This is a genomic window from Pseudaeromonas sp. HNCC25DJ180 (assembly GCF_055413345.1).
On the sequence record NZ_JBVAYF010000010.1, the window covers coordinates 146,878 to 165,378 of the forward strand.

Consider the following 18,501-nt stretch of genomic DNA (forward strand, 5'->3'; position numbering starts at 1 on the left):
AGCAATGCGAGGCTGTCGAGAGGGAGATGAGCACCATAATGGGGCCCAGTCATGATCATATGCTCACCCACGCCGGTTATAACCCCCTCCCAAAAGGAGGGGGCAGAACTTGCTTTACCGGTTAGCGCACCCTGCTGCTAGGCCAGGGCAAGTTGTGGAGTGGGTGAGGTGACGGCCTTGGCTTTCGGGCACTCGGGTTTGCTCTCCTGCTCCTGGCTCAGTTTGCTGGCGGTCTGTTGCAGATCGAGCACCAGTTGGCCCAGCGATTGGGCGGCTTGCAGGGTTTGCGCGGCCGCCAGGGCGCTGTACTCCGAGCCCCGGGTGATGGCCTGGGCTTGGTCATTGGCGGTCTGGGTCTGCTGGCGCTGGGCCTGCATGGCCTGGCTGATGAACTGGAGTTGATCCTGAATGGTGGCCACCTCCTGATGTATGCGCGCCAAAGCCTCATTGGCATCGGCGGAGCGAGCCACGCTCTCCTGGGCCCGCTGTTGGCATGTCTGCATAGCTTCCACCGCCAATATGCCCTGCTGACGCACGCTGTCGAGGGTGGTGGCGATCTGCTCCGTGGCCTTCGCCGTGCGCTGGGCCAGGTTGCGCACCTCATCGGCCACCACGGCGAAGCCGCGACCGCTCTCGCCGGCCCGCGCCGCCTCGATGGCGGCATTGAGTGCCAGCAGGTTGGTCTGGTTGGCGATGCCGCGAATATCCTCGCTGATATGCTGCACCTGGCGCGTGTCTTCACTCAGGCTGATGACAGTCTGGCTGGAGGATTCGATAAGCCGGGCCAGCTCCTCTATGTCGCTGGTGGTCTGCCCCACCACCTGAGCCCCGCGCGCCGCCAGAGTCAGAGCCTGAGTGGAGGAGGCTTCACTCTGCACTATGTGCTCGGCTATCTCCTCTATGCTCTGGCTTACCTCGGCCATGGCCTGGGCGGTGGAGCTGGCGGCCTGGTTCTGCTCCACGGCGGCCCGGTTGGCTTGAGTGGAGGTCCCGCTCAGATTGCCGGAGGTGTGTTCCAGGGCGCAGCTGGCGCCGACTATGCGCTGCATTGTGGTGTCCATCTTGTCGACGAAGCTGTTGATCCAGCCCACCAGTACGCCGGTTTCATCACGAACAAAGCGGCTGGGGTCGAGGCGTTCGCTCAAGGGGGCACCACACTCGGCGGTGGCCAGGAAGAAGTCGCACAGGGCCTGCAGGCGTCGGGCGCGAGGCCGCAGGCTGAGGAACCAGAAGCTGCCTATGGCCAGGCTGGTGGTGATGAGGGGTATCGACCAGTTGAGCAGGGGCGAGGGGTGGGCGGAGATGAGTGGCGGCAAGAGAAAATGACCGACACAGATGGCGACCAGGGTAAGCAGCAGGTGACTGAGCAGGGTATAGCTGACACTGCGGCGCCGGTAGACCTCCTCCAGATCGCCCTCGCACATCATGCCCCAGCGATCGGGTGAACCGGGGAGCGTAAAGGTGACGCCCGAGCCGATGACAGGGATATGGCGGTAGTCCGGGTAGCCGGGGTAGAGCACGAAAAGGTTCTGGCCGCAGCGTATGGTCTCGCGCACTCCAGGGTGGAGTTGCCTTGTGGCTGGGTCGTTGAAGATGAGCTCGAACTCGGTGTGCTCTTTGACCTGAACCTTGCCATAGGCCGTGCTCACGCCCTGCTTGAGGTTCTCGCCGCCGCTGAAGGTGTCATCTTCGAAGCGGGAGCGGGAGAGCGCCGTGCCGGGGCGGATCTTGGGGTCGAAGCGGGATTCCACCATGAAGAGGTAGTTATCCCCCGAGTCACGGTAGACGTGTCCTGCCTCGCGCTGGATCAAGTCACTGAGCACATCGTTGGGGATGCGGGCGCAGAGGCAGCCCACCGCTTTGCCCTCGACTCGCAGCGGCTGATAAAACATCAGGGTGACGGCGTCATGAAACTGCGAGCTGGTGGCGCCGAGCGCCAGGGTTACTGGGTCCAGATAGGGGCCATGCAGGAAGGGGGCTTTGAGCCCTGCTTGTAGGGCGGCGCCAGCGTGGTTCTTGCCCTGACGATTGATGGCGGTAGAGAGCAGTATGCTGCCTTGTGCATCCACCACCATCAGCTCGGAGACGTCGGGCATATGGTGGTGGGCCGTGGTAAGCAGGGCCTGATCTAAGCGGGGCCAACTCTCCTGCAGGGGGGTGGCAATCTGGGCCAGTTGTTGCCAGTGATGGCGGGTCCAGTGTTGCAGTAATTCGACCCGGGTTTTGGCCAGGCCGCGAAAGGTCTTCTCAATGCGAGAGCGCAAGGGGCGATTGAGCAGGCACGACCAGCCCAGGGACAATTTGCCATTGCGTCCCCATAGGGGTAACCAGCCTTGTTCGCGTGGGCTAAATGCCATGCGATAACTTTCAAGATCCATTCCTTTGCTCCCCAAACCAGTGATGTTTTTATGCCAATGTGCTGGCACAACACGCTTCTGCTGGGGGAAAACACACTTTGCCGTGGTGTTAGTTATTGATCTATTAGTGAAAAACCGACAGAACCTGAGGTTTTCCGACTCTGCGTCATTTATCACCACGTTGCCCTAGTGTAATGGCTCCATGATGTGCTGAATATCTGTGCGATCAAAGAAAGGTGAAAAATAAATGACTTCGACTCCCCGGTGTGAAACCCAGGTTGTTAGATGTATTGGCCATAATTTATTTGAATCTTGGTGATATATATCAATCGACAAGGCGGGATGAGTATTTGTGCGGGGGATGTCGTTTTGCGCGGTTTAACCGGGGTGGGTGGCCAAGGGGCATGGCCCCTTGGCCCGGCTTGGATCAAACTTTGTCCAGCACCACCACTTCGCACTCACCCCAGTGATCCTGAAAGGCCAAGGTGTTGCGATCCAGCGGCACCAGCAGGTTGCCCAGGCCAAAGGCGCTGGTAAACATCCGCACCAGCGCTTGCCCTACCTTGAGGGGGGAACCATCCAGGCTTTGCACCTTGAGGCTGAATAGGCGCAGGCCCGGCGTCTGGCCGCTGCGGCACCAGAACCAGAGGTAGTAACCGCAGATGACGGCAGTCAGGTAGCCAATATAGAGCAGTGAGTGGGCCAGTAGGGTTGGCACATCGGCATACTCTCCCAGGGGCAGCAGGCCACCACTGACCAGCATGAAGGCGGCGACAAAGCCCAAGGCGGCGGCTATCAGCAATAGCAACAGGACCAGGGTGGCGTCGCAAGCCCAGGCTCCCAGGCGCGGCAACAGACCGGCGCGAGGCAGCCGCGGCACCGAGGGGGGCGTCGTTGTTGTGGCGTGAGCGGTTTTGGTGGTGCGTTTGGTGGATTTGCTCATAAAAAAATCAATCTGGTTCTAGTTATGGAAAGTGGTGGCCCAGTCTACCGCAAACACCTAGGCCACCCCCAGTGACGGGGTCGACGATTTCTTCATCAACCGATTGAGATGATGGAAAAAACCATTTGTGCTCCGGTTGCGGCTATGTATAATCCCTTCCGCACAACAGAGTGTGACCGCAAGGTGACAGTGTGCAAGCCCAGGTGGCGAAATCGGTAGACGCAGCGGATTCAAAATCCGCCGGTGAATAACTGTGTCGGTTCGAGTCCGACCCTGGGCACCACATTCAATGCAAAAGGCCACTCTTCGGAGTGGCCTTTTGCTTATTGCCGATCATGATATTCATCTCCTGCCGCTTTGGTTGCTCTCTTTCCCTTCGCTTGTTCATCAGGCTCTTCATCTAGTGCTCATTCATGCGTTGCGCTAATGTTAATCAGGTTTGCCAACAGAAGGTGCGGATGATGAAGCGGATTATGTGGGCCTTGTTAATGGGGATGGGAGTCTTGGGGGGCGGTGTCTTGCCTGCTCAGGCGACGGATGGCATCAAAACTCAGGCGGTGCAGTTCAAGAAGGGAGAGTCTGGTGCCACCCTAAAGGGCAGTATCAAGGGGGATCAGACTCTGGACTATACCCTGGTTGCCAATAAGGGGCAGAGTATGGTGGTGAAGTTGCAGGGTAGCTCCAGTACCTACTTCAATGTGCTGCCGCCGGGTAGTGACGAGGCCATCTTCATCGGCTCTACCTTGGGCAATACCTTCGAAGGGGCACTACCGGCCAAGGGTAAATACACTATCCGCGTTTATCAGATGGGCTCTGCGGCCAAGAGCAGCAAAGCCCATGCCTTTACCCTCGAGGTTGGGATCAGCGGTTGATGCCGCTTTGCTCAGTGGATGCGGCGGCCAATGGGTCGCCGTTTTTTTATGTGTGCACCGGGGGCACTGTACCGCGTTAAGGGCTCGCAAGGCGTGTTGCGGCTATGCTAATGATCTAGGTGTGTCGAATGGGAGCATTGATGGCGAGAGGTGGGGGGGTATCACGGGTTGCGCTAATAATGCTGTGCGCGCTGTTGTCGCCATCGCTGTTGGCCAGTGCCCAGGCCAAAGAGCCGGAAGTGGTCTGCTCGAACATTGCGCCGTTTGTCTTTGTCGAGCAGGAGCACTACCGCGGCTATGCCTATGAGCTGGGGCAGGAGGTGATGCATCGCCTGGGCTATCGCGGCACCATACGGGTGCAGCCTCTGGCGCGGGCTAATCGCACCGTCCAGAGTGAGCCGAACGTTATCGCGCTGTGGGTCGGGCGCATACCGGAGCGGGAGTCGACGGTACACTGGTTGTATCCGGTGGTGGTGGATGATTTCAGCGTCTATACCGTCAAGGGGCGACCGGTCGCAATGACACTGGAGCAGGCCAAATCGCTGGGGATGCTGGGTGCCAATATCGGCGCCGCCAATGCCATCGCCGCTCAGCGGAAGGGGTTGGAGCAGATCGAGATGATCACCTCGGATGATGCCAATGGCCGCAAGTTGATGAGTGGTCGCATCGACGGCTGGATCGCCTCGCGTACTGCGGTCAGCTACTTTTTGCGCCTGCACGGACTACCGGAGCAGACCTTCGTCAAGGGGGTGAAGCTCAGTGACTATCAGGCCTGGGTGGTCGCATCGCTTGGCACGGATCCGGCGGTCATGGCGGCCTGGCGAACTACGCTGCAGGCGATGGAGCAGGATGGCACCTTGTTGCGGTTGGCGCAGGCGTATCGCATCCAGCGGTAGGGTGAATAATAACATTGAGGCGTGTTGGCTTCCGCAGCGTCTGAGCCACGATTCAATTCCCGGTGAGCCAAGGCAATTAATTAAGCGTATCCCCATCATCGCGCTAGGGCTTGAGTTCGAGCGAGCCTTTTATCTTCTGCTTTTCGGCCAGGTGTTCAGTCAGTAGCCGGTAACCAATGTAATATTTATAGATATTATTGACGTAAGTGACGGTCTCGGCGCCAATTTTCTCTGCGGCGACATATTCCACATGGCCAAACCATCTGTTTTCATCATATCCGCGTTTGGTGGCCAGCTTGCGCATCTCGGCTATGCGCCCGGGCCCGGCATTGTAGGAGGCAAAAGAGAATAGGGCCTTATCCAGCTCACTCATTTTGGCATCCTGGTAGAAGTGTTCGATCATCCAGCGGATATATTTAATCCCGGCATGAATGTTTGGCTCAATTTTGCGAATGTCGCCGACATTCATATCTTTACCGGTTTTGGGCATCACCTGCATTACACCTATGGCACCGACCTTGCTGCGCACCGACTGATCCAGCTTGGACTCCTGATAGCCTTGTGCCGTCATGATGAGCCAATCGATATCATAGCGGTCACTGTATTTCTTAAAATAATCCATCATGCTGACAAACTTGGCGCGCGCATTTTTGCTGACCGAGTCCGTGACATAGCGGGTATTCTGCAGATAGCGTTGCAGTATGATATTGGCCGTTTTGCTCCCTTTGGCATGGTTAGCAATATAGTCATCGAGTTCATTCACCAGTTGCGGGCTGTTCTTACGGACGGCCCAGGCTATGTGGCTGTTTTGGCGTAAGGTGGCCTGCTGATTAATTTCAATATTGGGGAATATTTTCTTCCAGAAATAGGCCTTGTGACTGTCGACCACGATATAGGAGATCAAACCGGCGTGGAGCATCTCGATCAAGTCGTCATCTTCGAGCACCTCAGGGGCGGCACGCAGTATCACAGGCGGGCGATTCTGCTGGCGCAGCGAGGCATTGAGGGCGACCAGGCTTTCGTAATAACTCGATGAGCGGCGCACAAAAACCTCCTTGTCACTGAGCTCATCGCGATGCTTTAACCTGGCGGCACCGGGGGCCGAGAGCACCAACTCGTCGACATCGTTGGAGAGCGGGGTGGTAAAGTCCACCTGCTGCTGGCGGCCGGGGGTCATGGTCAGATTAGCTGCCGCTATATCACCGCGCCCGGCCAGCAGGGCGGGGATCAGCTCATCGCGCGCGACCGGGATGAAGACGATGCGCACCTTGAGGTGGCGTTGTGCCAAGCGCTTTTGCTTGAGCAGTTTCTCGTTAAACTGACGCTCGAACTGATGAAAGGTGTCGTAGGTAATGCCGAGTGGATTGGCTCTTTCGTCGAAGAAATAGAAGGATTTGTTATAGGTGGTCAGCACCCGGATGTAGCGCCGCGCAATCATGCCATCCAGATCCCCCTGCCACGGACTCAGCCAACCTTCGAGTGGAATGGAAAAGATCGCGTCGTTAGCGGGTGTCGTGTTTTTTATCGGCATCCCATTGTCGGTGGCCTGTACGGGTAAGGTCGCCAACAAGAGAAACAGCAAGGAGCCGTTCAGGCAAGGCATCAAATGGCGCATGATATAACCATATTGTGTTCCAGTTTGATTGAATGTTAGCCGCTTTACCCCACTCGGTTCAGCATTAATCTGCAGGTTCTAGCGCAATACACCTCGCTCGTTTGTCTACGCGGATTTTTTTCGTCTGGTTGGACAGAATAATTTTACCTCGCTCAAGCAGGGATTTTTTACCGCTGTAAACGTTGCATTACGACTTTGTCGCCGAGTATGGTGTTATTGTTTACATGCCATTTGGAGCCTTACATCTGTTCTGAGACTCGTGGCGAGGGATGAAACCCGCCTGTGACCCGCAGGCTGACAAGGATAATGAGGTGATAACGATGAACAAAGCGTTTGGCGCGGTTGCACTTTTGTTGGCTATGGCGGCAGAGCCCGCTCTGGCGGGAACGGCGCAAGAAATTCAATACGGTGTGGTACAAGAGGCTCGGCTCTTCACCGAGAGCGCTAGTGCCGCTCCCAGTTCCACCGCCACTTCCACCTCTGGCCATCGTCAGGGCTTGCGTACCCTAGGGGCGGCGGCCATAGGTGGCGCTGTGGGGAACCAGTTTGGTGACGGGAACGGCCAGGATGTCGCCACCGCTGTGGGTGCCGTGGCCGGTGCTTCGGCCTCACGTCGTCGCCAGGCTCAGGCGACTACCGCTACGGCCAGTGCTGCCTCAGCCACTCAGCAGATGGTCGAGTTAACCGTCAAAACCGATGCGGGCAAGCTGCTCTCCGTGGTGCAACCGAGTAAGCCAGAGGTGACCTTTGCCAAGGGGCAGAAGGTGAAAATCCTGACCTCAGGTGCGGATACCCATGTGGAGAAAGCCCAGTAAGGCTGCTCCCTACCGCTTGGTTAGCCCTGCTTATCAGCCCTGACAACTATTGGCAGGGCTTTTTCGTCTGTCTCTGGGCTCGTGCTAGAATAGCCGCCCCAGGCGCCAGCAGGCGCCATAGTTGTTGCTCAGCTCGGAGTCGCTTATGTCCTCTACCACCATCCATGATCTCGCCATTACCACCTTGACCGACAAGGGGGATGGCATAGGTGTGGCGGAAGGACGCAAGATCTTCGTCAGGGGGGCTCTGCCCGGTGAGCAGGTATCGGTGCGGCTGCATGGTCTCAAGCCCAGCTATGCCCAGGGAGAACTACTGGCGGTGCAAACGGCCAGCCCGGATCGGGTGCCTAACTTTTGCCCCCATACCGAGTGCGGTGGATGCCAGCTCGGGATCCTGGATTATCCGGCCCAGCTGCGCCTGAAGCGGCAGTTGGTGGTCGAGGCCCTAGCGGCCAAGGGGTTGCAGGCTGAGGTGGCCGAGTGCCTGGGCATGAGTACGCCCTATGGCTATCGCAACAAGGCCCTCTACGCGGTGCGGCCCTCTCCTGATGGTGCCGAGCTGGGCTTTTTTCGCCAACAGAGCCACGAGCTGGTGGTGTGCGATGATTGTGCCATCCAGCCCAGTTTGACTGCTGAGCTGGTGGCTGAAGTTCGCGCCTGGCTGCGGGAGTTCAACATAGCAGCCTACGATGAGCAGGCTCATAGCGGCGTGCTGCGTTATCTGATGCTGCGGGATGGTCGCCACTCGGGTGAGTGGATGCTGGTGCTGGTGACCCTGGGGGAGGTGTTGCCCCACAGCGAGGCGCTGCTGCAACGCTTGGCGCGCTTTCCCCAGCTGGCCAGCGTGGTGCATAACATTAACCCCCTGCGCGGTAATCGTATTCTGGGGTTTGAGAATCACACTCTGGCTGGACGCCAGGTGATTGCCGATAGTCTGGAGGGGCTGCGCTTTGAACTCTCCCCGTTGTCGTTTTATCAGATCAACCCGCAACAGACGGCACTGCTCTACCGCGAAGCCTTGCGCCTGGCGGGCTTAACCGGCCAGGAGACTGTGTTCGACATCTATTGCGGCATCGGCACCATATCGCTGTTTCTGGCGCGTCAGGCGGCCAGGGTGATTGGCGTCGAGTTGGTGAGCGAGGCGATCGAGGATGCCCGTGCTAATGCGCTGCGCAATGAGCTCGCCAATACTGAGTTTCATGTGGGCAAGGCCGAAGAGGTGGTGCCCGCTCTCTATGCCCAAGGTTATCGTGCCGATGTGGTGGTGGTGGATCCGCCTCGCAAGGGGTGTGATGCTCGGGTGTTGGAGACGCTGGTGCAGATGGCGCCCCGGACTCTGGTCTATGTCTCCTGTGATCCTACTTCGCTAGCGCGCGATCTGGCCTATCTGACGTCGCATGGTTATCACCTCAATGCCGTGCAGCCGGTGGATATGTTCCCCCACACCCTGCATGTGGAAAACGTGGTGCAGCTGGTGCGCCAGTAGGCACTATCTCCGCTGTTGTGTGGGTGGTTTTTGCTTTGCCGAAGCGGCGCTGCCTGTATTCTGAATCGTGAGCCAAGGGGCGTGATGATTACCGCCCAGGTGGCAGAGCGTGCACCATCGGCACCAATTCAAACAGAGTGACCCTGGTCACGCCATTATGAAATCCGTTATCATATGCAGCAAGTGTAATCGATTCCACATGCATGGCCGAGTTGCCATGCTGGCTCATTGGGTCTGTTCAGATAGGAGGTTAATTGTGGTTAGCGAGAAAGTAGTGCAGCAGTTGGGCTGGTTTGCATCCATCATGGCGATGATCATGTATGCCTCGTACCTGGATCAAATCCGCCTCAATATGAACGGGAGCCCGGGCTCTCTACTGTTGCCTATCGCTTCAACTATCAACTGTGTCGCCTGGGTTGGATACGCCTTGTTGAAACGGGAAAAAGATTGGCCCATGTTCCTGTGCAATGCCTTAGGTGTGGTCATCTGTCTGGTTACGGTAACCACGGCCATAGTCTATTAGTTCGGGCGCCATGGGATGGTGCTTCACAAACAATCAGGGCCCACGTACGGGCCCTGATTGTTTGGCTTGTATCAGTGCTCCCGCGTGTCGGGGCGCTGCTTTTCATTGTCCAGCCAGCTGATGGCGCTGCTGACGGCAAAACTCACCTTCTCATCCATCTCTTGGCGTTTCTCATCGGAGGTGAAGTAGACCATATCAACGCCAAAACGGATGTAGTGGGCGGGCAACTGATTGAGTACCAGGCAGTAGAGGTCGGAGATGTAGTCAGGGGAGCGGGTGCGCTCAAGCTCGAGGGCGCGCACATATTGTTGCACCAGATCTTCGTAGTAGTTGTGGATCTCTTCGAGGGCCATTGGGGGCTTCTTCCTTGGTCAATTACCGTAACAAGAAAGATATAACAAAAAACCCGAGATGATGCTCATCTCGGGCTCACAATTTGTGGTGCGAGAGGAGGGACTCGAACCCTCACACCCGAAGGCACTAACACCTGAAGCTAGCGCGTCTACCAATTCCGCCACCCTCGCACATTATGTCGTTGACTGGATTTACATGCCGCCAACAGCATGACTCTGACAATCTGGTTACTTGATTCAATCAAGTGGTGCGATAGGAGGGACTCGAACCCTCACACCCGAAGGCACTAACACCTGAAGCTAGCGCGTCTACCAATTCCGCCACCATCGCCCGGATTGTCTGTTGGTGAGTTTTTCATGCGACCAACCGCATGGACAAGATCTCAGTAAGAGATTGTGGTGCGATAGGAGGGACTCGAACCCTCACACCCGAAGGCACTAACACCTGAAGCTAGCGCGTCTACCAATTCCGCCACCATCGCACAACTTGTCACTGTTTGTTCCGTTGTCAGTCAACGCTTGGTTTTTATGTTGCCAATCAACATTTTACATTGGTGCGATAGGAGGGACTCGAACCCTCACACCCGAAGGCACTAACACCTGAAGCTAGCGCGTCTACCAATTCCGCCACCATCGCATCTTGCGGGGGGCATTCTAACGATTCTGAGGGTGGCGTCAACCACCTTGAGCCTAATTATTTATTATGGGCCGGTTTTTTATTTGCTTGACCGACGTTAACCCCATTAACGTGTGAGTTGTGTGCCCAGGGCTTCGTTATACATAGTTTCATACAGCTTGACTGAATCGCTCCAGTTATAGCGTGTATGCATGGCAATTTGCTGTAAACGGCGATACTCGTCCGGCTCTTGCAGATAGAAGAGCAGGGCGCGACGCAGGGTCGAGAGCAGGGCAATCGGCTCCGGCTCCTGGAAGTTGAAACCAGTGGCCTTGCGTGGCTGGTTGTCATAGTCGACTACGGTATCTTTCAGGCCGCCCACAGCGCGCACTATGGGGAGGGTGCCATAGGCCAGGCTGTACATCTGGTTGAGTCCACAGGGCTCGAACAGGGAGGGCATGAGGAAGAAATCACTACCCGCCTCAATGAGGTGAGCCAGTTCGTTATCGTGGGCATCCATATAGGCCAGTCGATCAGGATTCTGCTTGGCCAATGCGGTGAGGCGTTCGGCTAAGGAGGGGTCACCGGTGCCGACGATAATCACCTGGACCTGGTGTACCAGGAACTTGTCCAAAATGGGCAACAGCAGGTGCAATCCCTTCTGTTCGGTCAGGCGACAGACCATGCCAAATACCGGTAGCGCGCTGACTTCCAGGCCTGCCCGACGTTGCAGGGCGTGTTTACACAGGGTCTTGCCTCTGAGGTTGCTGGCATTGTAGTTCACCGGGATCAGGGTATCGGTCTCGGGATCCCAATCGGCGTAGTCACAGCCGTTGATGATGCCGCGTACATCGCTGGCCCGTTCCTGGAAACTCTTGGCCATGCCGTGGCCACCCAGATAGGTCATCAATTCAGAGGCGTAGCTGGGGCTGACCGCATTGATCTGGTCGGCATAGAGCACACCACACTTGAGAAAGTTGATGTAGGCGTGGCCCTGGAGTATGGATTCGTTGTAGGTGTCGGTGACTTCGGGTAGTGCCCAGAGTTGATTGCGCTCAAATACCCCTTGGAAGGCACCGTTGTGAATGGTGAGTATGCTGCGAGTACCCTTGAAAAAATCACTACTGGCATAGCGGGTCTTCAGCAGCATGGGCACTAGCGCCGTATGCCAGTCGTTACAGTGCACTATGTCGGGTTTAAACCCCATCTGTTCGGCAATCTGCAAGCTGGCCGCCGAGAAGAAGGCGAAGCGTTCGCCATTATCTGGATAGGAGTTGTTGTTCTCCGCATAGAGACTCTTGCGATCAAAATAGTTGGGGAAGTCCACCAGCATGACGGGAACATCATCCAGCACCATCTGTCGCACCTGATAGGGAATATCGGTATGACCCGGCCGTGTGGTCAGGGTGTAGCCGCCCAGGTGCTCCGCTTTGTCGCGGTTGGCAATGCTGGCATAAAAAGGCATGACGATACGCACGTCGTGTCCACGTCGCTTTAGGGCCAGAGGCAGTGCTTTGGCTACATCGGCCAGGCCCCCGGTTTTGACAAAACTTTCGACTTCAGAGGCAATAAACAGAATATTCATGGATTAGAAACCAACTCTGGCGCCTTTAGGCACAACAACAATACCTTCATCGGAGACGGTAAAGCGATCTCTGTCATGCTCCAGATTCTCGCCTATCACGGTGCCGGGCGCAATTTCTACATGCTTATCAATAATGGTGCGACTTATGCGACACCCTTCACCGATTTTGACATCCCCTAGCAAAACCGATTCAGTCAACAGCGTGCCGCTGGCCACATTGCAGCGAAAACCCATGACGCTGCGCTCTATGGTCGAGCCTTGAATATAGCAACCAGCCGAGATGAGCGAGTGGGAGATGCTGGCTCTGTGCTCAGGGGTATCGATGAAGGTGGCAGGCGGCAGCGGCGGGTAATAGGTGTGCAGCGGCCATTTACGGTTGTAGAGCGAGAAGGAGGGATTATCGGCCACCAGATCCATGTGCGCGGACCAATAGGCATCGATGGAGCCCACATCGCGCCAGTAGACTCCGGTCTTTTCACCCTCCACCGTATTGGCGCTGTAGTCATAGACATAGACGGGAGCGCGCGGGTAGAGGTCGGGAATGATGTCGCGGCCAAAGTCATGGCTGGACTCTTCGTTCTCCGCATCGGCGGTCAGCTCGGCAAACAGAGTATGGGTTTCGAATACATAGTTCCCCATGGAGGCCAGTGCAAACTCGGGTTCACCCGGAATAGCTTTGGGGTGAGCCGGTTTTTCTTCAAAGCCTATCATCCGGCCTTCGGCATCCACTTCAATGATGCCAAATAAGGAGGCTTCAGCAATGGGAACGCGGATGGCGGCTACGGTGAGTACCGACTTCTTCTCTTTGTGGAACTCTACCATCTGGCGGATATCCATCTTGTAGATGTGATCGCTGCCGAAGATGCAGACGTGATCCGGGGCGCTCAGCTCCACAAAACCCAAGTTCTGATAGATAGCATCGGCGGTCCCGTCGTACCAACGTTTGCCCATCCGCATCTGGGCTGGGATGGGGTCGATAAACCGCCCCGTGATACCGGTCAGGTTCCAGCCCTTTTTCATGTGCAGATAGAGGGACTGGGATTTGAACTGGGTCAATACATAGATACGCAGGAAGTCCGAGTTGACGAAGTTGTTGAGCACAAAATCGATCAGCCGATAACTGCCACCGAAGGGCACGGAAGGCTTGCTTCGGGTGACGGTCAGGGGCTGCAGCCGTGTGCCTTCGCCCCCTGCTAATATCATTGCCAGTACACCAGCCATAGAGTTCTCCCACCTGAAAGCGCTTTCAATCGTTACACAAAAAATTACCTCTGCAGTTGAGGTAATTATCGTCCTTTTACAAATATTACAGTTCCGCCGAGGTCTTGTTAAGACAATTTTCAGTCACGCAAAGCGTGATAGAGACGAAATTTCTGATCTTCTGTCACTATTTGCAGGTGTTTGAAGGCTTGTGTCAGGAAGGGTTGGTATTTCAAGAAGCGGTTGGCCACCAGTAGTAACGAACCATGTGCGCTCAGTTTTCCTGGGGCGGCGAGAATAAGTTGCTCGGTCGGGCCATACAGGGTCTTGAGGCCGGCATGGAAGGGGGGATTGGTGACTATGTGCTGCAGTGGGCCTGTTACATCCGACAGCATGTCGGAGGCAAAGACGCGAGCCACCAGACCATTAGCCTGTAGGGTGCGACGGGCCGACTCCAGCGCCAAGGCATTGATGTCACACATCTCGACCTCCAGCCCAGGGTGCTGGGCGCATAGGGCGGAACCTATCACGCCGGCCCCACACCCCACATCCAGTACTCTGCCCCGGAGGGGTGGCAAGTGCTGCAGCAACATGGCTGTCCCCTCATCCAGACCATCGGCGCTGAATACGCCGGGCAGGGCGACCACTGTCAGTTGTTGCGAGCCCAGATCCAGAGGGTAATGTTGCAGCCAGGCGCTCAACTCGAAGGGCGCTACTGGCCGATCCAGCTGTGCATGGATCAGCGAACAGCGACGGGCGCTGTCGAGTTTATGGCTCTGTGTGGTGTAAGTGGCCAGCAGCTTATCGGCACCATTGATGCCGCCGCGATTATCTCCGGCAATAAAAATATCGCCGCCTGTCACCAAGTGGGGCAACAGGTTGGCCAGCAGGTATTGGGCTTCGGCCTTGGCTTTGGGCATGAGCAGCAGCAGGGCATCAAAGGGGGCGCCTTCATGCTGCCATTGATGGCCAAAATAGAGTCGGGCCGGGCTGGGTTGCGCCAGCAATTGACGGTAACGGCTGTAATCTGTGGTGAACAGGGCTAACGAGCCTGTGCTCTGGCTAAGAGCCAGGAGATAGTTATCTTCCAGGTAGCCTGCCACCAGCAGTCGTTTGCCCGCGAACAGTGCCAGATTGCGCTGCAGGAGTTGACTGACTGGGCTCACGGGTTCCGTCATGGTGCTGACCTTTTCATCTTGTGCTGGGTGGGGGAGCGGGAGCAGATTATACATCAGATGCCGAGGCTTGACATTTGCACTGGGATGCAGAAATATGCTGAATCATTGCACACTTATGTAGTTGGCCCATGACCGACAGCAAGTTGAAACGAAAATCTGATAAGCCTCTGAAACGTGAGGTTTTTTTCGTTTTCGCGTAAACGGTCATCCGCCCAAGGCAGATTCATAAACCCCGGTTACGCCCCCCGTAACCGGGGTTTTTTGTTCCGGATCCCGAGTTTTTAAAAGGAGTTTGTATGATCCAAGGTTCAATCGTTGCGTTGCTCACCCCCTTTCGCGATGGTCGTTTGGACGAACAGGCGCTCTGCAAGATGGTGGAGTGGCATATCGAGCAGGGTACCCACGGTATAGTGCCGGTTGGCACAACGGGGGAGAGCCCAACGCTCTCTCACGATGAGCATTGCCGTGTCATCGAACTGGTGGTGCAACAGGCGGCTGGTCGAGTCCCGGTGATCGCCGGTGCCGGCTCCAATAATCCCATCGAAGCCATCGAATATACTCGGGTGGCTGAGCGTGCCGGTGCCAATGCCACCCTGCATGTGGCGGGTTATTACAACCGTCCGAACCAGGATGGCCTCTATCACCACTTCAAGATGGTGCATGATGAGACCAACATCCCCATCATCCTCTACAACATTCCCCCTCGTGCCATAGTCGATATCCAACCCGCTACCATGGCGCGTCTGGCGGAGTTGCCTCGCATCATTGGGGTCAAGGACGCTACCGGCGACCTCTCTCGCCCCTGGAGTGAGCGTCAACTCATCAAGAAGCCCTTCACCTGGCTCTCGGGTGAAGATGCGACCGCCGTCGCCTATAACGTGGGTGGTGGTACCGGTTGTATCTCAGTGACGGCCAACGTGGCCCCCAAGCTGGCGGCACAGGTGCAGGAGTTGACCCTGGCCGGCAAGTGGGAAGAGGCTCGCGCGCTGCAGGATCGCCTGATCCCTCTGCATCAGGTGATGTTTGCCGAGCCGAGCCCAGCGGGTGCCAAGTACGCCGTCTCTTTGCTGGGGTTCTGTACCGAAGAGTGTCGTATTCCGGTGATGCCGCTGAGCGATGTCACCAAGCAACGGATCCGTGCTGCCATGGAGCAGTTGGAGCTGATTTAAGAGAGGGTGTTCGCTGGGCTATGACTGAAGGGAGGCAGAAATGCCTCCCTTTTTGCATCTAATCTTGCTTCAATAGCCAGGCACTCATCTAGTTGCCATGTAAGGGGTTGTTGATGAAGTTAGAGGGTTTCAAGGCGCTGATATTCGATCTGGATGGCACCCTGGTGGACTCCATGCCATTGCATGTGGCGGCCTGGCAACAAACGGCCCCTGAGTATGGGCTTGTCGTCGATGGGGAGTGGATCCATCAGTATGGTGGGGTCCCCAGTCGCAAGATAGCGGCCATGTTGGCTGCGGCTCAGGGCGTTACTCTGGATTGCGAAGCCGTGGCTCGACGCAAGACCGCTTATTATGTGGCCATGATAGGCCAGGCTGTGCCCTTCCCGGCTATGTTGCACTTGGTGCAGAGTATGGCGGGTCAATTGCCGATGGCGATTGGCACAGGTTCCTTGCGCAGCAATGCCGAGATCATACTCCAGCAGAGCGGGTTGGGTCGTTACATCCAGACTTTGGTGGCGGCCGATGATGTGACTGAACACAAGCCCGAGCCCCATACCTTCTTGCTGGCGGCCCAGCGGCTGGGGGTGGTGCCTGAGCAGTGCCTGGTATTTGAAGATACGCTGATCGGTCGTCAGGCGGCCCACGCCGCTGGAATGAAGTGCGTGATGGTGGTGGATGGTGAGCCAGACTGGAATTCGTTGGCCTAGCCAACATGGCTCCTAGAACCGAAAACAATAACGCCTTGGCATGCCAAGGCGTTATTGTTTATAAAATCTTGCAGCTTCGGCTCAGGCCGGTTGATCGTCGGCTGGTGGCGTCTGGCGCTCTTCATGGCTGCTGGAGCTACCATGGCGTTCCATGGGGGGGCGAGGACGACGCGGGCGCTGGAATCCGCCCATGCGGCTGGTGAGCATGGCGATGGTGGAGATCTTGGCCTTGTAGATCATCTGCTGATTACCGTGGGCATCGGTCAACAACACACTGTATTGATCGAAGCCGCTGATCACCCCTTCGAGCTTAATACCACTGACCAAGAAGATGGCGACCTGACTACGGTTTTTTCTCAACCAGTTGAGGGCGGCGTCCTGGCCATTTCCCAAGGAGAAGGCCTGTTCTAGCGTTGAGAAATTCTGATTTTCCGCCGTCATTTCATTGAGTTCCGCAAGGTAGTGATGAGCTCGATTGTGCTTGATGGTCGAAACATTGTCAAAGCAAACCCCGTGCTAGGCGGTAGCAAAATTGACCCAGGGCGCGCTATACGGCGCCCTGGGTCATCGCATCAATGATCCAGATAGATGTAGTGCATCCAGCTGGTCATGCGTAGCAGCACCTTCCGCAGCACGGAGAGATGGCTAAAGTGATCCGTATAGATGGCGACTTGGGCCGATACCCCATCTGGCAGGTTATAGTTGTCAATGGTCGGATCGAGCAACTCGATTTGGGCCAGAACACCATTGCGGCTGTCAAAGCTGACGGTCTGCAGGGTATTGCCAGCTTGGTAAGCCCCTTGTGGAACCAGTGGGATCACCTGTTTAACCTTGGCTTTGAAGATGGTGCCCGGGACACCGGTAAACGACACTTCGGCTTCATCACCGACCTTGACCCGTTGCAGCGAGTTTTGACGGAAAGAGGCGACTATGGTGCGATCCTGTTTGGGAATAAAGAACAGGGAGGGTCTAAACGGCATGCTGTTAACAAAACTGCCGGGGCGCAGCAATACCTGGGTGGCGTAACCATCGGTCAGGGCCTTGACTTCGGTTTGACCCAGATTGTATTCGGCTTCACGCAGTTGGGCGCGCAGGCTGGCCACAGAGGCATTTTCGCCATTGACCATGGCATCCAGCTGGCTTTGAACCTGCTCTTTTTGGGAGCGGGCAGTAGCCAATTTGGCCTCTTGAGCCAGGTAAGTTTGCTTGGCGTTAGTGGCTTCCTGTTCGGTGAATGGATTGACGGCTTTGCCCGAGGCTTTCTGGTAGCGAGCCAGATCCTTGCGAGCCTTGTCCCGTTCCGCAGTGGCACGTTCTACTTCGCTCTGGGTGGCATCCAGTTGCGCCTGCTGGGATTCAACCTGCTGCTCCGCCTTGACCAGATCGGCCTTCAGACGATCCACACGGGCTTGATAAACAGTGGGATCTATCTTGAACAGCACGGCTCCTGCCTTGACCAACTGGTTCGGGGTCACCAGTACCTCGGAAACAGTACCGCTGACCTGGGGAATGACGGGGACAGTGATTACCGCTTTTTGTGCCATAAAGGTGTAGGGGTGGTTATAGTTCATGGTCAGGATCAAACCGGCCACGATGAAAACGCCCCCCAGCATGGCGGTAGGAACTGTCCACTTGTTGACAGGAATATTGAAGATCTTGAAGCAGCCATAGGCGAAGGCTGCATAGGTCATGATGATTAACAGATCCATGTTTACGCCTCTCCCTGCGCAGTGTGCTTTTGGTTGTCAGTTGGCTGATTCAAGGCTGCAAGCTGCTGTTCCAGTTGGGCCACTCGCGACTCTAATGCATCAAGGTGGGAATGATCTTGTTGCTGCTTTTGTTGCGAGAAACCCCAACCCCGTTCTGGTCGGTAAATCGTGGCCCAGATCCAGAGAAAGGGCCAAATGGCATGCAGGGTAAAGAGGCTGACCCAGCCCGCGGCGTGGATGGCGTCTTGGTGGGGGTGGTCGCGTTTGACGGCTATCTCATAGGGGATGTCGTGAATGACGATCACGCCATAGAAGCAAACCAGCACCACGACGAGCAGTACGCCGAGAGCGAAGTAATCGAGAAACATAGAATGGCTCCTTGCCAAGGGTAGAGAGAACAATGGCCAGTATTGGCGATTTTGGGGTTGGCTCCAATAGCTGCCGGCCCTAAATTTTATCTGAACTGGCCAGTTACGC

At 56.4% G+C, this 18,501-nt stretch carries 17 protein-coding genes and 5 tRNA genes; 8 read left to right on the forward strand and 14 right to left on the reverse strand.

Translation table 11 applies throughout. From position 1 onward, the window contains the following. Positions 1–137: 137 nt before the first annotated feature. Positions 138–2,378 carry a methyl-accepting chemotaxis protein gene (locus ACZYTD_RS10945; RefSeq protein WP_463892005.1) on the reverse strand — a complete coding sequence of 747 codons (2,241 nt, stop codon included), beginning with the start codon at positions 2,376–2,378 and terminating at the stop codon, positions 138–140. Between the two features lie 406 nt (positions 2,379–2,784). Continuing rightward, complete coding sequence (locus tag ACZYTD_RS10950) at positions 2,785–3,300, reverse strand: RDD family protein (protein ID WP_463892007.1); 516 nt, start codon at positions 3,298–3,300, stop codon at positions 2,785–2,787. Between the two features lie 197 nt (positions 3,301–3,497). Between ACZYTD_RS10950 and ACZYTD_RS10955 the strand changes: the two genes are divergently transcribed. The 3 genes from ACZYTD_RS10955 to ACZYTD_RS10965 all read left to right on the forward strand — a co-directional run bounded on the left by ACZYTD_RS10955 (position 3,498) and on the right by ACZYTD_RS10965 (position 5,068). After that, positions 3,498–3,583 (forward strand) — tRNA-Leu (locus ACZYTD_RS10955). A 175-nt stretch (positions 3,584–3,758) separates the two neighbouring features. Then, positions 3,759–4,172: a DNA breaking-rejoining protein gene (locus ACZYTD_RS10960; protein WP_463892009.1), complete on the forward strand. Its 414-nt coding sequence runs from the start codon at positions 3,759–3,761 to the stop codon at positions 4,170–4,172. A 179-nt stretch (positions 4,173–4,351) separates the two neighbouring features. Continuing rightward, the gene (locus tag ACZYTD_RS10965; RefSeq protein WP_463892011.1) at positions 4,352–5,068 is read left to right on the forward strand and encodes a substrate-binding periplasmic protein; all 717 of its coding nucleotides are present in this window, start codon (positions 4,352–4,354) and stop codon (positions 5,066–5,068) included. Between the two features lie 103 nt (positions 5,069–5,171). Here ACZYTD_RS10965 and ACZYTD_RS10970 read toward each other — a convergent pair whose 3' ends face one another. Next, a complete protein-coding gene (locus ACZYTD_RS10970; RefSeq protein WP_463892013.1) occupies positions 5,172–6,683 on the reverse strand; it encodes an MltF family protein in 1,512 nt (503 codons plus the stop codon). Positions 6,684–7,003: 320 nt separating this feature from the next. Between ACZYTD_RS10970 and ACZYTD_RS10975 the strand changes: the two genes are divergently transcribed. The 3 genes from ACZYTD_RS10975 to ACZYTD_RS10985 all read left to right on the forward strand — a co-directional run bounded on the left by ACZYTD_RS10975 (position 7,004) and on the right by ACZYTD_RS10985 (position 9,507). After that, on the forward strand, positions 7,004–7,498 hold the full coding sequence (locus ACZYTD_RS10975) for a glycine zipper 2TM domain-containing protein (protein ID WP_463892015.1): 495 nt from the start codon (positions 7,004–7,006) through the stop codon (positions 7,496–7,498). Between the two features lie 145 nt (positions 7,499–7,643). Then, a complete protein-coding gene (rlmD, locus tag ACZYTD_RS10980) occupies positions 7,644–8,984 on the forward strand; it encodes a 23S rRNA (uracil(1939)-C(5))-methyltransferase RlmD (protein ID WP_463892017.1) in 1,341 nt (446 codons plus the stop codon). A 256-nt stretch (positions 8,985–9,240) separates the two neighbouring features. Continuing rightward, entirely contained in the window at positions 9,241–9,507 is a 267-nt protein-coding gene (locus tag ACZYTD_RS10985) for a SemiSWEET family transporter (RefSeq protein ID WP_463892019.1), read from the forward strand. Positions 9,508–9,578: 71 nt separating this feature from the next. Here ACZYTD_RS10985 and ACZYTD_RS10990 read toward each other — a convergent pair whose 3' ends face one another. From ACZYTD_RS10990 to rsmC, 8 genes are all read right to left on the reverse strand, one after another. Then, on the reverse strand, positions 9,579–9,860 hold the full coding sequence (locus ACZYTD_RS10990) for a late competence development ComFB family protein (RefSeq protein ID WP_463892021.1): 282 nt from the start codon (positions 9,858–9,860) through the stop codon (positions 9,579–9,581). Between the two features lie 86 nt (positions 9,861–9,946). Then, positions 9,947–10,031: transfer RNA gene (locus ACZYTD_RS10995), tRNA-Leu, on the reverse strand. 75 nt (positions 10,032–10,106) lie between these two features. Next, positions 10,107–10,191 (reverse strand) — tRNA-Leu (locus ACZYTD_RS11000). A gap of 66 nt (positions 10,192–10,257) precedes the next feature. Continuing rightward, a tRNA-Leu gene (locus tag ACZYTD_RS11005) sits at positions 10,258–10,342 on the reverse strand. A 70-nt stretch (positions 10,343–10,412) separates the two neighbouring features. Then, positions 10,413–10,497: transfer RNA gene (locus ACZYTD_RS11010), tRNA-Leu, on the reverse strand. A 106-nt stretch (positions 10,498–10,603) separates the two neighbouring features. After that, positions 10,604–12,061 carry a glycogen synthase GlgA gene (glgA, locus tag ACZYTD_RS11015; protein ID WP_463892023.1) on the reverse strand — a complete coding sequence of 486 codons (1,458 nt, stop codon included), beginning with the start codon at positions 12,059–12,061 and terminating at the stop codon, positions 10,604–10,606. Between the two features lie 3 nt (positions 12,062–12,064). Next, on the reverse strand, positions 12,065–13,312 hold the full coding sequence (gene glgC / locus ACZYTD_RS11020; protein ID WP_463892082.1) for a glucose-1-phosphate adenylyltransferase: 1,248 nt from the start codon (positions 13,310–13,312) through the stop codon (positions 12,065–12,067). An 89-nt stretch (positions 13,313–13,401) separates the two neighbouring features. Then, on the reverse strand, positions 13,402–14,439 hold the full coding sequence (gene rsmC, locus ACZYTD_RS11025; protein ID WP_463892025.1) for a 16S rRNA (guanine(1207)-N(2))-methyltransferase RsmC: 1,038 nt from the start codon (positions 14,437–14,439) through the stop codon (positions 13,402–13,404). A gap of 296 nt (positions 14,440–14,735) precedes the next feature. Here rsmC and dapA point away from each other — a divergent pair, with 296 nt between their 5' ends. Together dapA and ACZYTD_RS11035 are read left to right on the forward strand one after the other, a co-directional pair. Continuing rightward, a complete protein-coding gene (dapA, locus tag ACZYTD_RS11030; RefSeq protein WP_463892027.1) occupies positions 14,736–15,608 on the forward strand; it encodes a 4-hydroxy-tetrahydrodipicolinate synthase in 873 nt (290 codons plus the stop codon). Between the two features lie 113 nt (positions 15,609–15,721). Continuing rightward, on the forward strand, positions 15,722–16,315 hold the full coding sequence (locus tag ACZYTD_RS11035; RefSeq protein ID WP_463892028.1) for an HAD family hydrolase: 594 nt from the start codon (positions 15,722–15,724) through the stop codon (positions 16,313–16,315). Positions 16,316–16,396: 81 nt separating this feature from the next. Here ACZYTD_RS11035 and hfq read toward each other — a convergent pair whose 3' ends face one another. From hfq to ACZYTD_RS11050, 3 genes are all read right to left on the reverse strand, one after another. After that, positions 16,397–16,756, reverse strand: coding sequence for an RNA chaperone Hfq (gene hfq, locus ACZYTD_RS11040; protein WP_463892030.1), 360 nt, complete (start codon positions 16,754–16,756; stop codon positions 16,397–16,399). A 131-nt stretch (positions 16,757–16,887) separates the two neighbouring features. Further along, positions 16,888–18,024 carry an HlyD family secretion protein gene (locus tag ACZYTD_RS11045; RefSeq protein WP_463892031.1) on the reverse strand — a complete coding sequence of 379 codons (1,137 nt, stop codon included), beginning with the start codon at positions 18,022–18,024 and terminating at the stop codon, positions 16,888–16,890. Positions 18,025–18,026: 2 nt separating this feature from the next. Continuing rightward, the gene (locus ACZYTD_RS11050) at positions 18,027–18,392 is read right to left on the reverse strand and encodes a DUF3302 domain-containing protein (RefSeq protein ID WP_463892032.1); all 366 of its coding nucleotides are present in this window, start codon (positions 18,390–18,392) and stop codon (positions 18,027–18,029) included. Positions 18,393–18,501: the final 109 nt, after the last annotated feature.